General features: G+C 65.6%; 14 protein-coding genes, 1 tRNA gene and 1 riboswitch. Of the genes, 6 read left to right on the forward strand and 9 right to left on the reverse strand.

Annotated features, from left to right (window positions below):
- Nucleotides 1–127: 127 nt before the first annotated feature.
- The 4 genes from WN73_RS29260 to WN73_RS29275 all read left to right on the forward strand — a co-directional run bounded on the left by WN73_RS29260 (nt 128) and on the right by WN73_RS29275 (nt 3709).
- Nucleotides 128–202 (forward strand) — tRNA-Gly (locus WN73_RS29260).
- A gap of 76 nt (nt 203–278) precedes the next feature.
- Entirely contained in the window at nt 279–1265 is a 987-nt protein-coding gene (locus WN73_RS29265; protein ID WP_271555738.1) for an NAD-dependent epimerase/dehydratase family protein, read from the forward strand.
- 380 nt (nt 1266–1645) lie between these two features.
- Nucleotides 1646–2926, forward strand: coding sequence for a PQQ-dependent sugar dehydrogenase (locus tag WN73_RS29270; protein ID WP_028174968.1), 1281 nt, complete (start codon nt 1646–1648; stop codon nt 2924–2926).
- 189 nt (nt 2927–3115) lie between these two features.
- Nucleotides 3116–3709, forward strand: coding sequence for a c-type cytochrome (locus WN73_RS29275; protein ID WP_028174967.1), 594 nt, complete (start codon nt 3116–3118; stop codon nt 3707–3709).
- 186 nt (nt 3710–3895) lie between these two features.
- On the opposite strand, the gene panE is transcribed toward WN73_RS29275, so the two are convergent.
- The 4 genes from panE to WN73_RS29295 all read right to left on the reverse strand — a co-directional run bounded on the left by panE (nt 3896) and on the right by WN73_RS29295 (nt 7776).
- Entirely contained in the window at nt 3896–4819 is a 924-nt protein-coding gene (gene panE / locus WN73_RS29280; protein ID WP_271555739.1) for a 2-dehydropantoate 2-reductase, read from the reverse strand.
- 203 nt (nt 4820–5022) lie between these two features.
- A complete protein-coding gene (locus WN73_RS29285) occupies nt 5023–5631 on the reverse strand; it encodes a 2-hydroxychromene-2-carboxylate isomerase (protein WP_028174966.1) in 609 nt (202 codons plus the stop codon).
- A gap of 108 nt (nt 5632–5739) precedes the next feature.
- Nucleotides 5740–7089 (reverse strand): MATE family efflux transporter, encoded by a 1350-nt coding sequence (locus WN73_RS29290; protein ID WP_028174965.1) that lies wholly within the window; start codon nt 7087–7089, stop codon nt 5740–5742.
- Nucleotides 7090–7179: 90 nt separating this feature from the next.
- A complete protein-coding gene (locus WN73_RS29295) occupies nt 7180–7776 on the reverse strand; it encodes a DUF2239 family protein (protein ID WP_074076449.1) in 597 nt (198 codons plus the stop codon).
- Nucleotides 7777–7925: 149 nt separating this feature from the next.
- Between WN73_RS29295 and WN73_RS29300 the strand changes: the two genes are divergently transcribed.
- Complete coding sequence (locus WN73_RS29300; protein ID WP_011083414.1) at nt 7926–8591, forward strand: glutathione S-transferase family protein; 666 nt, start codon at nt 7926–7928, stop codon at nt 8589–8591.
- 135 nt (nt 8592–8726) lie between these two features.
- Here WN73_RS29300 and WN73_RS29305 read toward each other — a convergent pair whose 3' ends face one another.
- Together WN73_RS29305 and ggt are read right to left on the reverse strand one after the other, a co-directional pair.
- Nucleotides 8727–10022, reverse strand: coding sequence for an MFS transporter (locus tag WN73_RS29305; RefSeq protein ID WP_028174963.1), 1296 nt, complete (start codon nt 10020–10022; stop codon nt 8727–8729).
- Between the two features lie 97 nt (nt 10023–10119).
- A complete protein-coding gene (gene ggt / locus WN73_RS29310; RefSeq protein ID WP_074076448.1) occupies nt 10120–11871 on the reverse strand; it encodes a gamma-glutamyltransferase in 1752 nt (583 codons plus the stop codon).
- 98 nt (nt 11872–11969) lie between these two features.
- Between ggt and WN73_RS29315 the strand changes: the two genes are divergently transcribed.
- On the forward strand, nt 11970–13355 hold the full coding sequence (locus WN73_RS29315) for an MFS transporter (protein ID WP_271555740.1): 1386 nt from the start codon (nt 11970–11972) through the stop codon (nt 13353–13355).
- Nucleotides 13356–13483: 128 nt separating this feature from the next.
- Here WN73_RS29315 and purH read toward each other — a convergent pair whose 3' ends face one another.
- From purH to WN73_RS29330, 3 genes are all read right to left on the reverse strand, one after another.
- Nucleotides 13484–15076 carry a bifunctional phosphoribosylaminoimidazolecarboxamide formyltransferase/IMP cyclohydrolase gene (gene purH / locus WN73_RS29320; protein ID WP_271555741.1) on the reverse strand — a complete coding sequence of 531 codons (1593 nt, stop codon included), beginning with the start codon at nt 15074–15076 and terminating at the stop codon, nt 13484–13486.
- Between the two features lie 25 nt (nt 15077–15101).
- A riboswitch (ZMP/ZTP riboswitch) is annotated at nt 15102–15184 on the reverse strand.
- Nucleotides 15185–15243: 59 nt separating this feature from the next.
- On the reverse strand, nt 15244–16962 hold the full coding sequence (locus WN73_RS29325; RefSeq protein WP_271555790.1) for a heparinase II/III family protein: 1719 nt from the start codon (nt 16960–16962) through the stop codon (nt 15244–15246).
- Nucleotides 16963–17121: 159 nt separating this feature from the next.
- Complete coding sequence (locus tag WN73_RS29330) at nt 17122–18468, reverse strand: RsmB/NOP family class I SAM-dependent RNA methyltransferase (RefSeq protein ID WP_028174958.1); 1347 nt, start codon at nt 18466–18468, stop codon at nt 17122–17124.
- Nucleotides 18469–18500: the final 32 nt, after the last annotated feature.

The following is an 18500-nucleotide window of genomic DNA, read 5'->3' on the forward strand; positions in this document are numbered from 1 at the left end:
TTTGGCCAATTTCGGGGTCCATATAGGCCCGAAGATACCAATCTATGCCGCCGGTAGCTGTTGCATTCCCCTCCCGCTTTTGGCATACGACAGCCGTTGCCGGCGCGTCACGCGACCGACACAGGATGCGGGTGTAGCTCAGTGGTAGAGCACGACCTTGCCAAGGTCGGGGTCGAGGGTTCGAGCCCCTTCGCCCGCTCCAATTTTTCCCAGAGCATCCAGCCAAACCGGGTCAGGCCGTGGTTTTCCACGCCGCTGGCGGCTGTATTGGGTCTGCAATGACAATTCTCATCACCGGCAGCGCTGGCCATCTTGGGGAGGCCCTTCTCCGCACGCTCCGCGGGCGCGGGTCCGCTGTGCGCGGGGTCGACCTGAAGCCATCGCCCTTCACCGATGCCGTCGGCTCGATCGTCGATCCGGACTTCGTGCGGTGCCAGATGGACGGCGTCACCGCCGTGATCCACACCGCGACGCTGCACAAGCCGCATGTGGCGACCCACGGCAGGCGGGATTTCGTCGACACCAACGTGACAGGCACGCTCAATCTGCTCGAGGCGGCCGTGGCCGCCGGCGTGCGCAGCTTCGTCTTCACCAGCACCACCAGCGCGTTCGGCTCGCAGCTCCGGCCCGAGGCGGGACAGGCCGCGGTGTGGGTCACCGAGGACCTGCCGCCGGTGCCGAAGAACATCTACGGCACGACCAAGCTGATGACGGAGAGTTTGTGCGAGCTGTTCTTTCGCGAACGCGGGCTGCCGGTCGTCGTCTTGCGGACCTCGCGCTTCTTTCCGGAGGACGATGACGATCCTTCGATGCGGTCGGCCTATGCGCTGGACAACGCGCAGGCCAACGAGCTGCTCTATCGCCGGCTGGATATAGCGGACGCGGTGAGCGCCCATCTGCTCGCCGTCGCCCGCGCGCCCGACCTCGGCTTCGCCCGCTACATCGTGTCGGCCACGAGCCCGTTCGAGCCGCACCATCTCGCGGCGCTGGCGCGCGATGCGGCGGGTGTCGTGCGCGAGCTCTATCCGGATTGCGCGCAGCTCTATGCGGCGAACGGCTGGCGCCTGTTTCCGCAGATCGATCGCGTCTACGTCAACGATCGTGCGCGGCACGAGCTGGGGTGGCGGCCGGAATTCGACTTCGCGCATGTGCTGCACAGCCTCAGCGCGGGACAGGATTTTCGCAGCGCGCTGGCGCGCGAGGTCGGGTCGAAGGGCTATCATGATGCGGTGTTTGACGACGGACCCTACCCCGTCGCCTCGTAAGCGCCGCCTTTGCTGTTTTGCTCGACGCGTCAAACGTCTGCCTGGCGTCACCGGGCGCAGCATGGTCTTTGCCGGTCTACTGTGCATGGGGTTGTTTTCGCGTTTTTGTGCGGCCGCCTCTCCTACTGCCTGAAAATCAGCCACGCGCCACGTCGATGCCGCGTTGCAGCGAGATCGTTTTCGCTGCCGCGTTCGCCTTCAGAGAGATTCCGTCTCAATTTTTATTGAGCGCAACCGCAGTGCACGCGGCGCGCTTCTCACCGCTCGCAGATGTGCTAACCTTTTTGCGTCTGTCGCCTCGACAGGCTCCAAACTTCGCCTCTCGACTAGCAAAACAAAATAACGTGCAGCCCTGACGGCTGCCTTAGGGGAGTGACGCGATGAAATTCCATCAATCCGTCTTTCAATCCGTCCTGGCGCTTGCAGCGGTTGCGCTTCTCGCGGGGACCAGCGCCGGCAATGCGCAACAGCAGGACAAGAACAAGCCGCTGAAGAAATACGAATCCGGCACCAAGGAGTTCTGGACCCATCCGCCGGATGACTGGTTCCTGGGCGACGAGACCGAGGCGCAGAAGGGCCTCGCGCCGCCGTCGGGTCCACCGACCGGTGCGTCGGAGGCCGAGCTCGCGGCGATGATGAAGAAGATCAAGCTGCCGGCGGGCTTCAAGATCGAGGTCTATGCACCCGGCGTTCTCGCCGCGCGGCAGATGGCCTGGGGTGACAAGGGCACGCTGTTCGTCGGCTCGTTCGGCCTCGGCAACGTCTATGCCATCAAGGACAACAACGGCAAGAAAGAGGTCAAGACCATCCTGAAGGGGCTGAACATGCCCACCGGTCTCGCCTTCAAGGACGGCGCGCTGTACGTCATCGCGGTGGACAAGCTGATCCGCTACGACAACGCGGAAGCCAATCTGGACAAGCTCGGCGACGGCAAGGTCGTCTATGACGACATGCCTTCCTATGCCGCGCATGGCTGGAAGTACATCGCAGTCGACAAGGAAGGCTGGTTCTACCTGCCGTTCGGACCGCCCTTCAACGTCGGCGTTCCCCCGACCAGCGTCTCGCAGATCCGCCGCGTCGATCCCAAGACCGGCAACGCCGAGATCTATGCGCTCGGCGTTCGCAACTCGGTCGGCGGCGACGTCGATCCGCGTACCGGCAAGTACTGGTTCACCGAGAACGCCCGCGACTGGATCAGCGACGATCTGCCCAGCGACAAGCTGAACATGATCTCGAAGATGGGCGAGCATTTCGGCTATCCCTATTGCCACCAGGGTGACCTGCCCGATCCGAAGTTCGCGATGGGTCACAAGTGCTCCGAGTTCACGCCGCCCGTGCTGAATCTCGGTGCGCACGTCGCTCCGCTCGGCATGAAGTTCTACACCGGCGATCAATTCCCCGCCGAGTACAAGAACAACATCCTGATCGCCGAGCACGGCTCCTGGAATCGCCACAAGTACCAGGGCGGCCGCATCATGCGCGTGATCGTCGGGCCCGACGGCAAGAATGCCAAGCAGGAGGTGTTCGCCTCCGGCTGGATCGAGGGTGACCAGGGCTATCTCGGCCGTCCCAACGACATCATCCTCGCCAAGGACGGTTCGATCCTCGTCGCCGACGACTGGGCCGGTGCGATCTATCGCATCAGCTACAGCAAGAAGTAGCGCGCGGGCGAATCAAAGGCTGCGGTGGGCATGAGGCGGCCGCAGCCTTTTTCGTGAATGACCGTCGTTCCGGATTGCGCGCCCTTGCGCGCAAGTCCGGAACCCATAACCACGACTGGTGGTTATGGATTCCGGGCTCGTGCTTCGCACGCCCCGGAATGACAATCTCGATAGATCGGAATCCCCATCATGCGCCGGCAGTTCATCTCGCACGCAATCAGCGCGATTGCGCTTGTCACGCTGGGCTTCTGCCCGGCCGATGCCGCCGACACTGCCGCCGGCAAGGCCAAGGCTGAGGTCTGCGCCGGCTGTCACGGCGAGAACGGCATCTCGCAGACCGAGAACATCCCCTCGCTCGCGGGCCAGCCCGATCAATTCCTGCAATGGCAGCTGGTGTTCTTCCGCGCCGGCTCGCGCAAGAACGAGCAGATGCAGCCGATCGTCGAAGAGATCAACAACGAGGACATCCGCAATCTAGGGGCTTACTTCTCGCAGCTCGCGCCGCCGAAGGGGCCGGAAGACCAGGATCCCGATCTGTCGAAGAAAGGCACACAAGTCGCGGCCGGTCGCCGCTGTGCCTCATGCCACACGGACACCTACGCGGGCACCAAGGCCGTCGCGCGCCTCGCCGGCCAGCGCGAGGAATATCTCGTGAAGGCGCTGCACGACTACAAGGCCGGCCAGCGCGTCGGCGGCGGCGTCGCCGCGATGGCCGATGTCGCCTACGCGATGAGCGAAGAAGAGATTACGGCGGTCGCGCATTATCTGGCGCATTTGCAGTAGCTCCACACTCCGCCGTCGTCCCGGACAAGCGCGCCCCAAGCGCGCGCAGATCCGGGATCCATAACCACAGAAAGATGTGGTTACGGGGACTCGGAGTGACGACGTCGCGTACGATGTATTCTCGTGGTTATGGGTACCGGATCTGCGCTTACGCTTGTCCGGGACGACACCGAGTGTGGCTGGTCGCTACCCCGCCCGCTGCTTCTCATACGCCTTCAAATGCGTATAGGCGATGCGCAGCTTCGGCAGCGGCACCTTGGCGGCATCGCCGCGTGCGATGAGATCGCCGATGACGTGATCGGCCTCGACCGGCAGGCCGGCCTTGATGTCGCGGAACATCGAGGCGGTCATCGGCGAGCCCTCGGTGGTGAGGTTGCCCTTCACCCGCTCGAAGAACGGGCCTCCTGGCGGATAGCCTGACGCGGCGGCAATCTCACTGGTCTCATCGAGTATGCCGAGCAGGAAATCCCTGCCGCCGGGGGCGGCGAGGATGTTGCCGACGGAGGCGCGCATCAGGCTGGTGGAGGCCGCGAGCGAGGAGAGGAACACCCACTTCTCCCACATGTCCTGCATGATGTTCTGGCTGGCGGTGGCCCCAACGATGCCGCTCTTGAAGGCTTCGTCGATCGCCCGGACCCGGTCGGACAGCTTGCCGTCGCGCTCGCCGTAGCTGATCGCCTGCATCGGCTGGAGCTGCACCACCTCGCGCTTCTCGCTCAAGGTCGCTGCGATGGCGCAGAGCCCGCCGAGCACGCGCTCCTTGCCGAACCTGGCATCCAACGTATCGAGATGCTTCATGCCATTCAGCATCGGAATGATCGCCGTATCAGGCCCGACCGCCGCCGCGAACGACTTGATGGCATCGTCGAGATCGAACGCCTTGCAGCTCAGGAGCACGACGTCGAACTTGTCCTTCAGCTTGTCGGCCTCGACCGTCGGTGGCGCCTTCAGCGTCACGTCGCCGTTCGGGCTCTTGATGACGAGGCCGGCGCTCGCAAGCTCGCCGGCGCGCCGCGGCCGGACCAGGAAGGTGACGTCGCGGCCGGCCTGCAACAGCCTGCCACCAAAATAGCCGCCGATGGCGCCGGCGCCGACCACGAGGATGCGCATGGGATTGTCCTTTTTTCTTCTTGCTGTCGTCCTGGCCTAGTTGCGCAATTGCGCACGGGAGCCAGGACCCATTACCCCGACTGCATGTTGTCGGACAAGTTGGAGCCCCAGCTCGTCACATCAATAACCTTTGGTGGCTATGGGTCCTGGCCTTCGCCAGGACGACGTCGGGGAGATTGCTAGCTTTCCGCGCGATGAGGGAATCACTTTCCCGATACCATCTCCTCGACCTCGCGCAGCTGCTCCTTGCCAAAAAACATCTCGTTGCCCACGAAAAAGGTCGGCGAGCCGAACGCGCCGCGCGCGACCGCCTCTTCGGTGTTCTTGATCAGCTTGCCCTTGACCTCGGGCTCCTGGGCGCGGGCGAACAGCTTTTGCGCATCGAGGCCGGAGGATGCCAGCGCCTTCGCCGCGATTTCCGGGTCGTCCATCTTCTTCGGCTCGCGCCACATGTGGTGGAAGGCGGCCTCGACGTATTTCTCGAACACGCCCTCGAGCTGCGCCGCGATCGCGGCGCGCATCAGGTTCAGCGTGTTGACGGGGAAGTGCGGATTCCAGACATAGGGCTGAACCTTGAAGCGCTTGATGAAGCGCTCGGTCTCGACCGCCTGGAATTCACGCTTGTTCTTGACGCCGGCGAGCGTCTCGGCCGGCGACTTGTTGTTGGTCGACTTGAAGATGCCGCCGAGCAGGATCGGCACATACTCGAATTTGACGCCGATGCGCTGCTCGATCGCCGGGATCGCCAGATGGCTGAGATAGGCGTTCGGGCTGCCGAAATCGAACAGGAATTGCGGGGCTGTGCGGGTCAAAATCGTTCTCCCTGACCTGACTTTTGATCTGGCTTTTCGTCCATTCTGGCGCAGCGCGCGCCACAGGTCCACCGTTTAATGATGGTCATAATACCTTGATGATCCGGCTCAGATCAGACGCCGGATCGTCCGCTTGCGCCACACCAGGAGGTAATAGCCCATCTGCAAAACGAACATGGCGCAGAACACGATCGGATAGGCGGCCCATACGCCCTTCAGGCCAATCGTGCGGCTCAGGATGACCGCGGCCGGCAGCTCGATCGCGAGAATCGCGAAGATCGAAAGCAGCATCGGCGTCAGCGCCACGCCGGCGGCGCGCATGGCGCCGGAAAACACCGTTGCCAGGCCGAACGGCACCGAGCTCCACAAGGCGATGGTGAGCAACTCCTTCGCCAGATCGAGCACGGCGCCATCGGTGATGAAGATGCCGAGCACGGCGCGTGGCGCGAGATAGATCAACGCCACGAGGCCGCCGGTCAGGACGAGGTTGAACGCGAGGCCTGTGCGAACGATGCCGTCGAGCCGGCCCCTGTCGCCGCCGCCGACGGCCTGCGCGCCGAGGATCGAGACTGTGATCGAGATCGACATCGCCGTGAACTGCGTATAGCCCATCACCTGGTTGACGGCGCCATAGGCCGCGGTGGCGTCGGAGCCAAAGCCGTTGACGAGGCCGAGCAGCACCAGCTCGGCGATCGCCATCACCACCATGCCGATCGCGCTCGGCAATCCGATGCCGAGGACCTTGCCGAGCACCGCGCCGTTGAGCCGCAGATGACGCAGCAGCGCGGCATCGGGAGCAAGCGCATGTTTCTTCCGCAGCAAATAGAGGGCCAGCACGATCAGCGTCGCAATGTTGGCGATCGCGGCAGCCCATGCCGGGCTGGTGATGCCGGCCGCCGGCAATCCGAACGCGCCGCGGATCAGCATTGGCGTCAGGATCAGGCCGATCGCGGTCGACAGCGCCAGCGCCAGCAGAGGCGTGAGCCCATCGCCGACACCGCGGATCATCGCCGTCATCAGCAGGAAGACGAAACCGAGCGGCATCGTGAGCAGCATGACGCGCGCATAAGCGCTGGCCTGGTCGAGAATGTCCGTGGGCGTCGCAAGTGCCATCATCAATGGCCGGCTGAACAACCCGCCGACCAGTGCAATCGAGATCGAGAGCAGCAGGCCGACCGCGAGCGTCGTGCCAACAACGATTTTGATCCGGCCATGTTCACCGGCGCCAAACGCGTGGCCGATCAGCACCGTGGCGCCGGTGCTCAAGCCCATGACGAAGGCGAACAGAAAGAACATCACCGGAAAGAACGCCGAGACCGCCGCGAGCGCGTCGACGCCGATCATCTGGCCGAGATAGACGTTGCTGACGGTGCCGAACAGCGATTGCAGCGCGTTGCTCAGCATCAGGGGCGCGAGGAAGCGCAGGAATGTTGTCCAGAGTGGCGTGGCGGCGGACATGGATTTGCCTTTCATCAGGGCGTGCGAAGCCGTTGCCGCGCGAGGCGCGGCTTGGGCCGTCGATAGGGTTGAGGGAAAGCGCCGCGCGGTTTACGCGCGGTCGCTGTAGGCGAGCTTGACGATGTGGTCGCGGATATCAGTCGGCCAGTCGGCGATCAGCCCGGTGAAGCGCCGCCGGTCATCCGCGAACAATGCCCGCGAAGCTTCCTCGAACTGCGGCAGGTTGCCCGCCATGGTCGACATGAAGTGATAGGCCGCATCGCGCGCCTGCCGCTCTCGGTCCTTGTCGCCACTGGCACGCCGTGCCTCGTCGACGAGTTTCCGCAGCGCGACCGAGGCGCCGCCCGGCTGCGCGTTGAGCCATTCCCAGTGCCGCGGCAGCAGCGTTACCTCGCGCGCGACCACGCCGAGCTTCGGCCGGCCGCGCCCGCGCGGCTCGCTCGGTGGTGCGGTCTCCTCAACCGGAGGCGGGACAAGCTTCGCGACCCGCGCCAGCACCTCGCGATCGCCGCCGCGCAGATCGAAGTCGATCGATCGGCCCGTGGCGTCCTCGAAGATGATGATGGGCTCGTCCGGCGTGGGCATGATCCGCTTGACGACCAGTGCGACCTCTCCGGCCGACCCGGACGCCAGGCGGCGCTGGCCCTGGAAGGCCGTGAATGTCCTCTGCATTGAAATCATTGCCATATCCCGATGACGTTGATCATTTAATACCCGGGTAAATTATCGGCGTCAATATACCCGGGTTAAAATATCCGTCCGGATGGCTCGACATTGCGTTCCCGGGCTGGCACGTACGCGGCGAACAGACCACGCCTAGCCTGGGGATCCCGCCGATGCTGACCGTCCATCACCTCAACAATTCCCGCTCGCAGCGCGTGCTGTGGCTGCTCGAGGAGTTGGGCGTGCCCTACGAGATCGCGCGTTATCAGCGCCAGCCCGACATGCGCGCGCCGAAGGAGCTGCGCGCGATCCATCCGCTCGGCAAGTCGCCCGTCATCACCGACAACGGCAACACCATCGCCGAGTCAGGCGCGATCATCGAATATCTCATCGCCACCTACGGCAACGGCCGACTGATCCCGCCGCCGAACACGCCGGAGCGACTGCGCTTCACCTACTGGCTGCACTATGCGGAAGGCTCGGCGATGCAGCCGCTGCTGCTCAAGCTGCTGTTCACGCTGATGCCGAAGCGTGCGCCGGCGCTGCTTCGTCCGCTGGTGCGCAAGGTCTCGAACCAGGCGCTTACCGCGCTGGTCAATCCGCAGCTCAAGCAGCACATGGATTACTGGGAAGGCGAGCTTGCGAAGAGCGAGTGGTTCGCCGGCAACGAGTTCACCGCAGCCGACATCCAGATGAGCTTTCCGCTCGAAGCCGCGCAAGCGCGCGGCGGGCTGGAGCAGGGCCATCCCAGGGCGATGGCGTTCCTGGAGCGCATCCATGCGCGGCCGGCCTACGCCAGAGCGCTGGAAAAAGGCGGGCCGTACCAGGTGGGGCGGTAAGCCCACTCTCCCGTCATTCCGGGGCGGTGCGCAGCACCGAACCCGGAATCTCGCGCCACAATCTCGAGATCCTCAGGTGCGCAATTGCGCACCATAGTCCGGCTCTTCGAGCCGCCCCGGGATGACGCCGAGTAGTCAATCCGCGTGCAGCACGCGACCGCGCGTCTCCGGCAGCGCGAAGGCGGCGATGAAGAACAGCGCGTAGGCTACCACCGCAAACATCGCGATTGCGTTCGCAAGCGACGTCGTCGCCGACAGCGCACCGACGAGGAACGGAAACAGCGCGCCGATGCCGCGGCCGAAATTGTAGCAAAAGCCCTGGCCGGAGCCGCGCAGCCGCGTCGGATAGAGCTCAGTCAGGAACGCGCCGATCCCCGAGAAATAGCCCGAGGCGAAAAAGCCGAGTGGGAAGCCAAGCACCCACAGGATCTCGTTGGTCAGCGGCAGCTGCGTATAGAGCAGCACCACGGCCATGGCCCCGAGCGAGAAGATCAGAAACAGATTGCGCCGCCCGATCCGGTCGGCGAGCCAGGCGCCGGTGAGATAGCCGATGAAGGAGCCGATGATCAGCGTCGAGAGATATCCGGTCGAGCCGACGATCGACAGATGCCGCTCCTTGGTCAGGAACTGCGGTACCCAGAAGGTGACGGCGTAGTAGCCGCCCTGACAACCCGTCGCCATCAGCGACGCCAGGATCGTGGTCTTCACCATCGGGAAGGTGAAGATCTCCCAAAGCTTCGGATGACTGCCCGTTTCCGCATGCCTGGCACGGGCCTCGGCTGCGATCTCCGGCTCGGTGACGGAACGGCGGATGTAGAACACCAAGAGCGCCGGCAGCGCGCCGATCACGAACATCCAGCGCCAGGCCGTCTCGGCCGGCAGAAGCGAGAACAGGATCGCCTGCGAGAGCACGGCGAGACCCCAGCCGACCGCCCAGCCCGACTGCACCGAGCCGACCGCGCGCCCGCGATATTGCGGCCGGATCGCCTCGCCCATCAGCACGGCGCCCGCCGCCCATTCGCCGCCGAAGCCGAGGCCGAGCACGGCGCGTGCAATCAGGAGCTGGTCGAAATTCTGCACGACGGCACAGACCAGCGAGAAGAACGAGAACCAGATGATGGTGATCTGGAGCGTCCTGACTCGTCCGATATGGTCGGAGAGGTAGCCGCCAAGCCAGCCGCCGATCGCAGAGGCCAGCAGCGTCACGGTGCCGGCGAGACCCGCCGAGGCCGCATCGACCTTCCACAGCGCGATGATGGTGCCGATCACCAGCGGATAGATCATGAAGTCCATGCCGTCGAGCGCCCAGCCCGCGGCGCAGGCCCAGAACGTCCGCCGCTCCGGCGCGTTCATGTCGCGATAGAAGGCGAGAAGGCTGGTGTCCTCGATCTCGGCGCGTTCGATGCGCTGGTTCGGATCGGCTGTGGTCATGTGTGTTTCCCCGGCAGTTTCTTGAAGTTGCGCGGTGGTAGCACGCGCAGCAGCGGGCGCAAGCCGGCGCCCGCTTCCGTGCCATGCGGCGGACGAGTTACTGCCCTGCCGCCTCTGCGCCGCGTGTGCGCGGATCGGGTGCGCCGAGGGGGCCATTCGGTGTCACCGCGATCGAATTGGCGGAAGTCTGTCCCATCGGCTCGACGATGGGATGGTCCATCGCCTTCAGCTCGAACAGGACATCGTCGGGAAAGCCGCGCTCGACGCGCACCTCGTCCGGCAGCCATTGATGGTGCAGCCGCGGTGTGGCAACGGCGGCGGCCACATCCATTTTGTAATCGAGCACGTTCACGATCACCTGGAGCACGGTGGAGATGATCCGGCTGCCGCCGGGCGAACCCGTCACCAGCACCGGCTTGCCGTCCTTCAGCACGATGGTCGGCGACATCGACGACAACGGTCGCTTGCCGGGCCCTGGCAGGTTGGCCTCGAAGCCGACAAGGCCGTAGGCGTTGGACGCGCCGACCGCCGCGGTGAAATCGTCGAGCTCGTTGTTGAGCAGCACGCCGGTGCCCTCGGCGACGAGACCGACGCCATAGCTGAAGTTCAGCGTGTATGTGTTGCTGACGGCGTTGCCGCGGCTGTCAACGACGGAGAAATGCGTGGTGTTGCTGCCTTCGCGCGGCGAGGCGGCGGCGGACACCAGCTGCTTCGACGGCGTGGCGCGGCTGGTGGAGATGCCCGCGCGCAGCTTGGCGGCGTAGTCCTTTGCCGTGAGGGTCTCGATCGGCGCGTTGACGAAGGCGGGATCGCCGAGATAGCGCGCGCGGTCCGCATAGGCGCGCTTCATGGCCTCGATCAGGAGATGCAGCGATGCGGGCGATCCCTGCTTGAGATCGGCAAGCTGAAAGCCTTCGAGGATATTGAGGGTCTCCACCAGCACCACGCCGCCGGAGGAAGGCAGCGGCATCGACACGATGTCGTAGCCGCGATAAGTGCCGCGCACCGGCGTGCGGATCACCGCCTGATAGGTCTTCAGATCGGCTGGCGTCATGATGCCGCCCGCCTCGGACACGGCCTTGGCGAGTTTGTCCGCGACCGCGCCCTCATAGAAGCCGCGTGGTCCCTGCGCGGCGACGGCCGCCAGCGTATCGGCAAGGTCGCCCTGCACCAGCCTGTCGCCGTCACTGAGCGGCGCGCCATCGGGGCGCGAGAAGATCCTGGCCGCCGAAGGCCAGCGTGTCAGCCGCCGGTGCCAGCCCGGGAGCGTGTCGGCGATGTCGTCGCTGACGACGAAGCCGTCGCGGGCGAGCGCGATCGCAGGCTCGAGCAATTGCGCCAGCGTGAACTGGCCCGAGCCATATTTTTCCAATGCCAGGGCAAGGCCTGCGACGGTTCCGGGCACGCCGATGCCGAGCGCGGAATCGCGCGACTTCGCAATGTCGGGCTTGCCGTCGGGGCCGAGGAAGATTTGCGGCGTGGTCGCTGCCGGCGCGGTCTCGCGATAGTCGATCGCGATGTCCTCGTTGCGCTCGGCGGAATGGATCATCATGAAGCCGCCGCCGCCGATATTGCCGGCGCGCGGATAGGTCACCGCCATCGCAAAGCCGGTCGCGACCGCGGCATCGACGGCATTGCCGCCGCGTCGCAGGATATCGGCGCCGACCTGCGCCGATATCTTTTCCTGCGCCACCACCATGCCGTGCTCGGCTGCAACGGCATGCACCGTGTCGAGCGCCGGCGGGACATAGCCCCGCCGCGCATCCTGCGCGGTCGCAGATGCCAGACCAAGCGCCAGAGTGGCCAGGAAGGCGAAAAACGTCCGCCGGGTCGAAAATGACGACATCATCAAATTTCCGCCGGGTCCTCGGGACAGTTCACACGCGTCGCTTATGCTATACGGTTTGCCCCAACACAGGCAAAACTGTTCGTGATGAGGACTGCGTGATGACGACGATCGCCCCGGATGCGCGCATGGCCGGCGTGCTGCGGACCTATCCGCCGCGCGCCGCTGTCATCAGCTGGATCTTTTTCGACTGGGCTGCGCAGCCTTATTTCACGCTGATCACGACCTTCGTGTTCGCGCCCTATTTCGCCACCAGCATCGCGCCAGATGCTGCCACAGGCCAATCGCTGTGGGGCTTTGCGATGGCGGCTGCAGGCCTCGCCATCGCGCTGATGTCGCCGGTGCTGGGGGCCATCGCGGATGCCTCGGGCCGCAGGAAACCATGGATCGCGGGGTTCGGCACGCTGCTGGTGCTGGCGTCCTGCTCGCTGTGGATCGGCAAGCCCGGCGATCCCTCAGTCATTCCGCCCCTGCTCACCGCGGTCGCGCTCGCCAGCGTCGGCGCGGAATTCGCCACCCTCTTCAACAACGCGATGATGCCGACCCTGGTGCCGCCCGAGCGAATCGGCCGGCTCTCCGGCACCGGCTGGGCCACGGGGTACATCGGCGGCATCGTCAGCCTGATCATCGTGCTCGGCTTGCTCGCTGCGAATCCCGAGACCGGACGCACGCTGCTCGGCTTCACGCCGCTGTTCGGGCTTGATCCGGCCAGTCATCAAGGTGATCGCGCCGCCGGACCGCTGACCGGGGTGTGGTTCATCATCTTCGTGACCCCGATGTTCCTGTTCACGCCGGACTATCCGGCGAAGCGGCCGGTGCGCGAGGCGCTACGCAAAGGCCTGTCGGAGCTGAAGCAATCGATCAGGAGTTTGCCGCAGCAGAAATCGCTCGCGGCGTTCCTGCTCGCCAACATGATCTACACCGACGGCCTTGTGTCGCTGTTCGCATTCGGCGGCATCTACGCCGCCGGCACCTTCGGCTGGCACACGATCCAGATCGGCACCTTCGGAATCATGCTCGCCATCGCCGGCGCGTTCGGCGCCTGGCTCGGCGGCAAGCTGGACGATCATCTCGGGCCGAAGCGCGTCATCGCCGGCAGCATGCTGATTCTGCTGCTGTCGGTGGCGGCGATCCTTCTGGTCGACAAGGACAGCGTGCTGTTCGTCAAGGTCGCGGCCCCCCAGCCGGGCGCGCCCCTGTTCTCGAGCGCGGCCGAACGCGCCTATCTCGTGCTGGGCTGCCTGATCGGCGCCGCCGGCGGTCCGCTTCAGGCTGCCTCGCGCACGTTGCTGATCCGCCTCGCGCCAAAGGATCGCATCGCGCAGTATTTCGGCCTGTTCGCGCTGACCGGGAAAGTGACGTCCTTCATCGGCCCACTGCTGATCGGCATGATCACGGCGGTGACGGCCAGCCAGAAGGCCGGCATGGCCGTGCTGGTGGTGTTCTTCGTCGCGGGACTGGGGCTGTTGATGCGGGTGCGGGAGTAGCTTCCCGCCGTCATTCCGGGGCATCGCGGAGCGATGAACCCGGAATCCAGAAGTTGTCGCGCGAGATTCTCAGGTGCGCAATTGCGCACCAGAGTTCGCGCTGCGCGCGCCCCGGAATGACGGCGAAATCAGTGCCTGAAATGCCGCGTTCCCGTGAACACCATGGCGATGCCGTGCTCGTCGGCGGCCTTGATCACCTCGTCGTCGCGCATGGAGCCGCCGGGCTGCACAACGGCGGTAGCGCCGGCCTCGATGCAGGCGAGCATGCCGTCGGCGAACGGGAAGAACGCATCCGAGGCCACCACCGAGCCCTTGGTGAGCGGCTCGGCGAGCTTCAGCTCAGCCGCCGCATCCTGCGCCTTGCGCGCCGCGATGCGGGCTGAATCGACCCGGCTCATCTGGCCCGCGCCGATGCCGACGGTAGCGAGATCCTTGGCGTAGATGATGGTGTTTGACTTGACGTGCTTGGCCACCCGGAACGCGAACTTGAGGTCGCGCATCTCGGCGTCCGTGGGCGCACGCTTGGTCACCACCTTGAACGTCATGTCGTCGACCACGGCGTTGTCGCGGCTCTGCACGAGCAGGCCGCCGGCCACCGTCTTGGCGGTGAGGCCCGGCGCGCGCGGATCGGGCAGGCTGCCCGCGAGCAACAGGCGGAGGTTCTTGCGCGCGCCGATGATCGAGATCGCTTCCTCGCTCGCGTCGGGCGCGATGATCACCTCGGTGAAGATCTTCGTGATCTCGCGCGCGGTGTCGGCGTCGAGCGCGCGGTTCATCGCGATGATGCCGCCGAACGCCGAGGTCGAATCGCAGGCGAGCGCCTTGCGATAGGCGCTGACGAGGTCGGAGCCCTCAGCGACGCCGCAGGGATTGGCGTGCTTGACGATGACGCAGGCCGCGGTGCGCTTGGCGTCGAACTCGCCGATGCACTCATAGGCCGCATCGGTGTCGTTGATGTTGTTGTAGGAGAGCTCCTTGCCCTGCAGCTGCCGTGCGGTCGAGACGCCCGGGCGCTTGTCGGGAGTCGCATAGAATGCCGCGGTCTGGTGCGGGTTCTCGCCGTAGCGCAGCGACTGGATCAATTTGCCGCCGAAGGCGCGGAAATCAGGTGCGTCGATCTCGAGCTGCCGGTTGAACCAGTTCGAGATCGCGGCGTCGTAGGCCGCGGTCCGCGCATAGGCCTTCGCGGCAAGCCGCCGGCGCAGCTTCAGCGTGGTTGCGCCCTTGTTGGCGGCGAGCTCGTCGAGCACCGCCTTGTAGTCCTCGGCCTCGACCACCACGGCGACGTCGTCATGGTTCTTGGCCGCGGCGCGGATCATCGCGGGGCCGCCGATGTCGATGTTTTCGATGCAATCCTCGAAGCCGGCGCCTTTGTCGACGGTCGCCTCGAACGGATAGAGATTGACGACGAGCAGATCGATCGGCGCGATGCCGTGCGCCTTCATCGCATCCGCATGGTCCTTGTTGTCGCGGATCGCGAGCAGGCCGCCATGCACCTTCGGATGCAGCGTCTTGACGCGGCCGTCCATCATCTCGGGGAAGCCGGTCAGCTCGGAAACGTCCTTCACCTTGAGGCCGGCCGCGGCGATCGCCTTGGCGGTGCCGCCGGTCGAAACCAGTTCGACGTCATGGGCGGCAAGCGCCTTGGCGAATTCGATCAGGCCGGTCTTGTCGGAGACGGAAAGCAGGGCACGGGTGACGCGGCGGGGATGGTCAGTCATGAGCAAGATCCTCTGTCTTAAGGAGTGTCTATGCCCAGGCGCGCGGCGTCTTAAGTCCCGCGCTTCCCGATGGTGCTCCATCCAAGGTCGCCAGTCGCGCGAGCGAGCGCTCGATAGCAGCTTTCGGCCGTTTTCACAACGATGAGATGGGGCCGAATCGTGCGCATTTACAGCGGAAGTTCCGGCTCGCGGCGGGCGTTGCGGCGGGCATTGGTGACAGCGGGCGAAGCGGTGGAGCGGACAAAGCTCCAGCGGAGCGAGGGCGCCTGGCGGGCATCCTGCCGGACCACGATCTGCGCGGTGCGGCGCGGGCCGTCATTGCCGGCCAGGAACACGCTGTCCTCGAGATCGACCTTGTCGTCGAGCGCCTCGAAGGTCCAGACGTCGCGGTTCGGCAGCACCAGCATGACGCCGCGGGCATCCGACAGCCGGCTCGCCTTCACCGCCGGATGCAGATGGAAGCGGACCGCGAAATCGGCATCCGCGCCCTTGAAACGTCCGCCTTGCGGCGGCGACAGCGTGTCCTCGCCGTCGATGCGCGCGCCGTCATTGGCGATCATCAGGACGCGGCGATGGATCGCGCCGAATTTGGCGAGATAGCCGTCATGCGACGTCGTGAGCAGCGTGCCGTTCTGAACGACCTCGCGATAGCTCTCGACCTCGATCGGGCCGCTGGTGACAGGCGAGCCATGCAACAGCCGCTTCATCGCCGACATCTCCACGAACTGGCATGAAGAGGTGTCGTGATAGGTCAGCGTCGAATGCGCCGCCGTGCTGCGCGCGAACGGCCGCCAATTGTCGCGGCCCGTGGTCGGCATCCCGCAATTGGTGACGATGCGGCTGATGCCGGAGGACAATTCGAACGACAGGCAGCCGGCATGGGCGTCGTGGCTGACGCCGGCCGGCGGCGGCGGGCCGGTGTCGATGATCAGTGTGGTCTGGCCGGCATCGAGGCGCTGGAAGCCGGTATGCGGCATGTTCGCCATCGGCGCGCCGTGGGTGTCGTCATAGGCGAGCAGCGTGGCGAGCAGGTCCGAGGGCGTTGCGCTCATGCCGTTGAACAGCGCGAAATTGCCGTCGCCGTGCCGGAAGAAGCGCAGCATCGGCATCATGCGGTCGATCGCGTTAAGCAGCGCCGGCGGCGGCGCGATGTTGCGCGCGGCAAAGGTCTGCCGCAGCGGCAAGAGGTCGATCAGGAGCTCGATCAGCGCGCCCGGATTGCGGGAGATGTGTCCGCCGTCGGGCAGGATCTGCCGCTGCAACTCGTCCGAAAGTTTTTTCGAGGCGCTGCGGATATGGCGCGCCTGGTTGGCGAGGCAGAGTGTCGTGTAGCACAGCGCGATCAGCACCTGGAGCTTCGGCACCCCGTCCGGGATGTTGACCATGGTGTAGCGCAGGAAGCGGATCTCGCGGGCCAGCGCGCGCAGATAGCGGCGGTAGAATTTGTTGTCGGTGTCGTTGAGCACCAGGGGCGCCTGCGACAGCAGCGAGATCACGCGCCGCGCGAGCACGTCGGCGCGCCGCGCGACGGGGCGGCGCTTGTTGGCGGGGTTGGCGATCCAGTCCTCGACCAGTGCGCGCGCATTGGCGCGCGTCAGTGCGGTGTCGGCGGCGCGCAGATGGCGCAGCCAGCCGAAGCCGAGCAGCGCAACCTCCCAATCCTCCGACGGAGGCTCGAGATCGAAGATCGAGCGGCCGTGGCAATTGACGATCTTGCCGGCGAAGACGAAGCGGCCGGCATAGATCTCGGCGGCGCGGGTCGCGTCCGCGGTGCGCAGATCATGCGGCGCGATGATCAGGCGGTCGGTGCGGCCGGGCCAGACCCGTGACAGCGCAACGGAGCCGCCGCTCGCGCGCGCGAGCATGTTCCGCGCGAAGCGGTTCATCACCAGCGTCGAGATACGTCTGCGTTGAGCGACCGACACGCCTTGCCTTGAAGGGGGAGAGGAGGATTCCGACGAATCCTTATTAATCCCAAAATCGACCGTCTGACACCACCTTGAACGGTGGGAATCAACGCCGAGGTTGCAAAAACCAGTGCAAAATCAGGATTTAACGAGCCGGGCTGCAAAGAATCCGTCGAGCCCGCCGAGCTTGGGATCGGCGTTCGGCAGATGGCTGGGCAGGGTGCGCAGGTCGCCCTCGGCAGTGATGATCTCGGAGAGCCCTGAGACCTCCGACGCCTCGATCGGGACGCGGCGAAGCGCAGGCTCTGCGGCCAGCAGCGTGGCGATGGCCTGTTCGCCCTCTTCGGGTTCCAGCGAGCAGGTGCAGTAGACCAGCGTCCCGCCCGGCTTGAGCAGCGAGACCGATTTTCGCAGCAGCCGCTGCTGGAGCGCGGTCAGGGCGGCGATGTCGGACTCCTGTCGCAGCCAGGCCACGTCGGGATGACGGCGGATCGTGCCGGTCGAGGTGCAGGGCGCGTCGATCAGAATACCGTCAAAACCTTCGGCGGGGCCGGCCCATTCCGCGGCGTCAGCGACGACGGTCTCGGCCTGGAGCGACAGCCGCGCCAGATTCTCGCGCAGCCGTGCGACCCGGGCGGGCGAGCGGTCGATCGCCGTGACATGCGCACCGGCGTGCGCCAGTTGCGCGGTCTTGCCGCCGGGGGCGGCGCAGAGATCGGCAATGGACTTGCCCTTGATGTCGCCGAACAGCCGGGCCGGCAATGCGGCGGCGGCATCCTGCACCCACCATTGTCCCTCGGCGAAGCCGGGCAGCATGGTCACCGAGCCGTGCAGCAGCATCCGCACCGTCCCCGTCGGCAGCGTCTCGCCGTGCAGGCGGCTCGCCCATTGTTCGGCGTCCGACTTCACGGTCAGATCGAGTGACGGCTCATGGCCGAGCGCCAGCGCCATGTCTCTTGCGGCGGCCTCGCCATAATGTGCGCGCCAGCGCGCCAGCAGCCATGGCGGCAGGTCCAGCGATTGCGTAGCGACTTCCTCGACCAGCGCCTGGCCCTCGCGCGCACAGCGGCGCAGCACGGCGTTGACGAGGCCGGCATAGCGCGCGGCGCGCCGGTCGGATTGCACGAGGCGGACGGAGAGATCGACGGCGGCATGATCGGGCACGTCCATCCAGAGGATCTGGGCGGCGCCGATCAGCAGCGCGCTCTGCGCGCGCGGTGCTTCGGAGGGAATGCCCTTGTCGAGCAGGCGGGACAGCACATGGCCGAGCGTGCCGAGCCGGCGCAGCACGGTCGCGACCAGGCGGCGCATCAGCGCGCGGTCGCGGTCGGCCAGCGTCTTCAGTCCGGGATGGGCGCCGCTGCCGTCGAGCTGGTCGTCAAGCGTGCGGTGCTTGTGCAGCACGCCGTCGACGATGTCGGCGGCAATCCGCCGCGCCGCGAGACCAGGCACTTCGGATGGTGGGGCGAAACGTTGAGATGGCATGCGGAAGCAAGGTTCTGAGCGAGCGGCAGTTC

The sequence above is a fragment of the Bradyrhizobium sp. CCBAU 45394 genome (assembly GCF_028128655.1).
Classification (GTDB): Bacteria; Pseudomonadota; Alphaproteobacteria; order Rhizobiales; family Xanthobacteraceae; genus Bradyrhizobium; species Bradyrhizobium diazoefficiens.

Bases quoted from the DNA above. Each gene is read 5' to 3' on its own strand.
- WN73_RS29265 (WP_271555738.1), top strand. From the start codon at position 279: ATGACAATTCTCATCACCGGCAGCGCTGGCCATCTTGGGGAGGCCCTT.
- WN73_RS29290 (WP_028174965.1), bottom strand. From the start codon at position 7,089: ATGTCCGCCGCCACGCCACTCTGGACAACATTCCTGCGCTTCCTCGCG.
- purH (WP_271555741.1), bottom strand. From the start codon at position 15,076: ATGACTGACCATCCCCGCCGCGTCACCCGTGCCCTGCTTTCCGTCTCC.
- WN73_RS29270 (WP_028174968.1), top strand. From the start codon at position 1,646: ATGAAATTCCATCAATCCGTCTTTCAATCCGTCCTGGCGCTTGCAGCG.
- WN73_RS29330 (WP_028174958.1), bottom strand. From the start codon at position 18,468: ATGCCATCTCAACGTTTCGCCCCACCATCCGAAGTGCCTGGTCTCGCG.
- WN73_RS29295 (WP_074076449.1), bottom strand. From the start codon at position 7,776: ATGGCAATGATTTCAATGCAGAGGACATTCACGGCCTTCCAGGGCCAG.
- WN73_RS29305 (WP_028174963.1), bottom strand. From the start codon at position 10,022: ATGACCACAGCCGATCCGAACCAGCGCATCGAACGCGCCGAGATCGAG.
- WN73_RS29325 (WP_271555790.1), bottom strand. From the start codon at position 16,962: ATGAACCGCTTCGCGCGGAACATGCTCGCGCGCGCGAGCGGCGGCTCC.
- WN73_RS29300 (WP_011083414.1), top strand. From the start codon at position 7,926: ATGCTGACCGTCCATCACCTCAACAATTCCCGCTCGCAGCGCGTGCTG.
- WN73_RS29275 (WP_028174967.1), top strand. From the start codon at position 3,116: ATGCGCCGGCAGTTCATCTCGCACGCAATCAGCGCGATTGCGCTTGTC.
- WN73_RS29315 (WP_271555740.1), top strand. From the start codon at position 11,970: ATGACGACGATCGCCCCGGATGCGCGCATGGCCGGCGTGCTGCGGACC.
- panE (WP_271555739.1), bottom strand. From the start codon at position 4,819: ATGCGCATCCTCGTGGTCGGCGCCGGCGCCATCGGCGGCTATTTTGGT.
- ggt (WP_074076448.1), bottom strand. From the start codon at position 11,871: ATGATGTCGTCATTTTCGACCCGGCGGACGTTTTTCGCCTTCCTGGCC.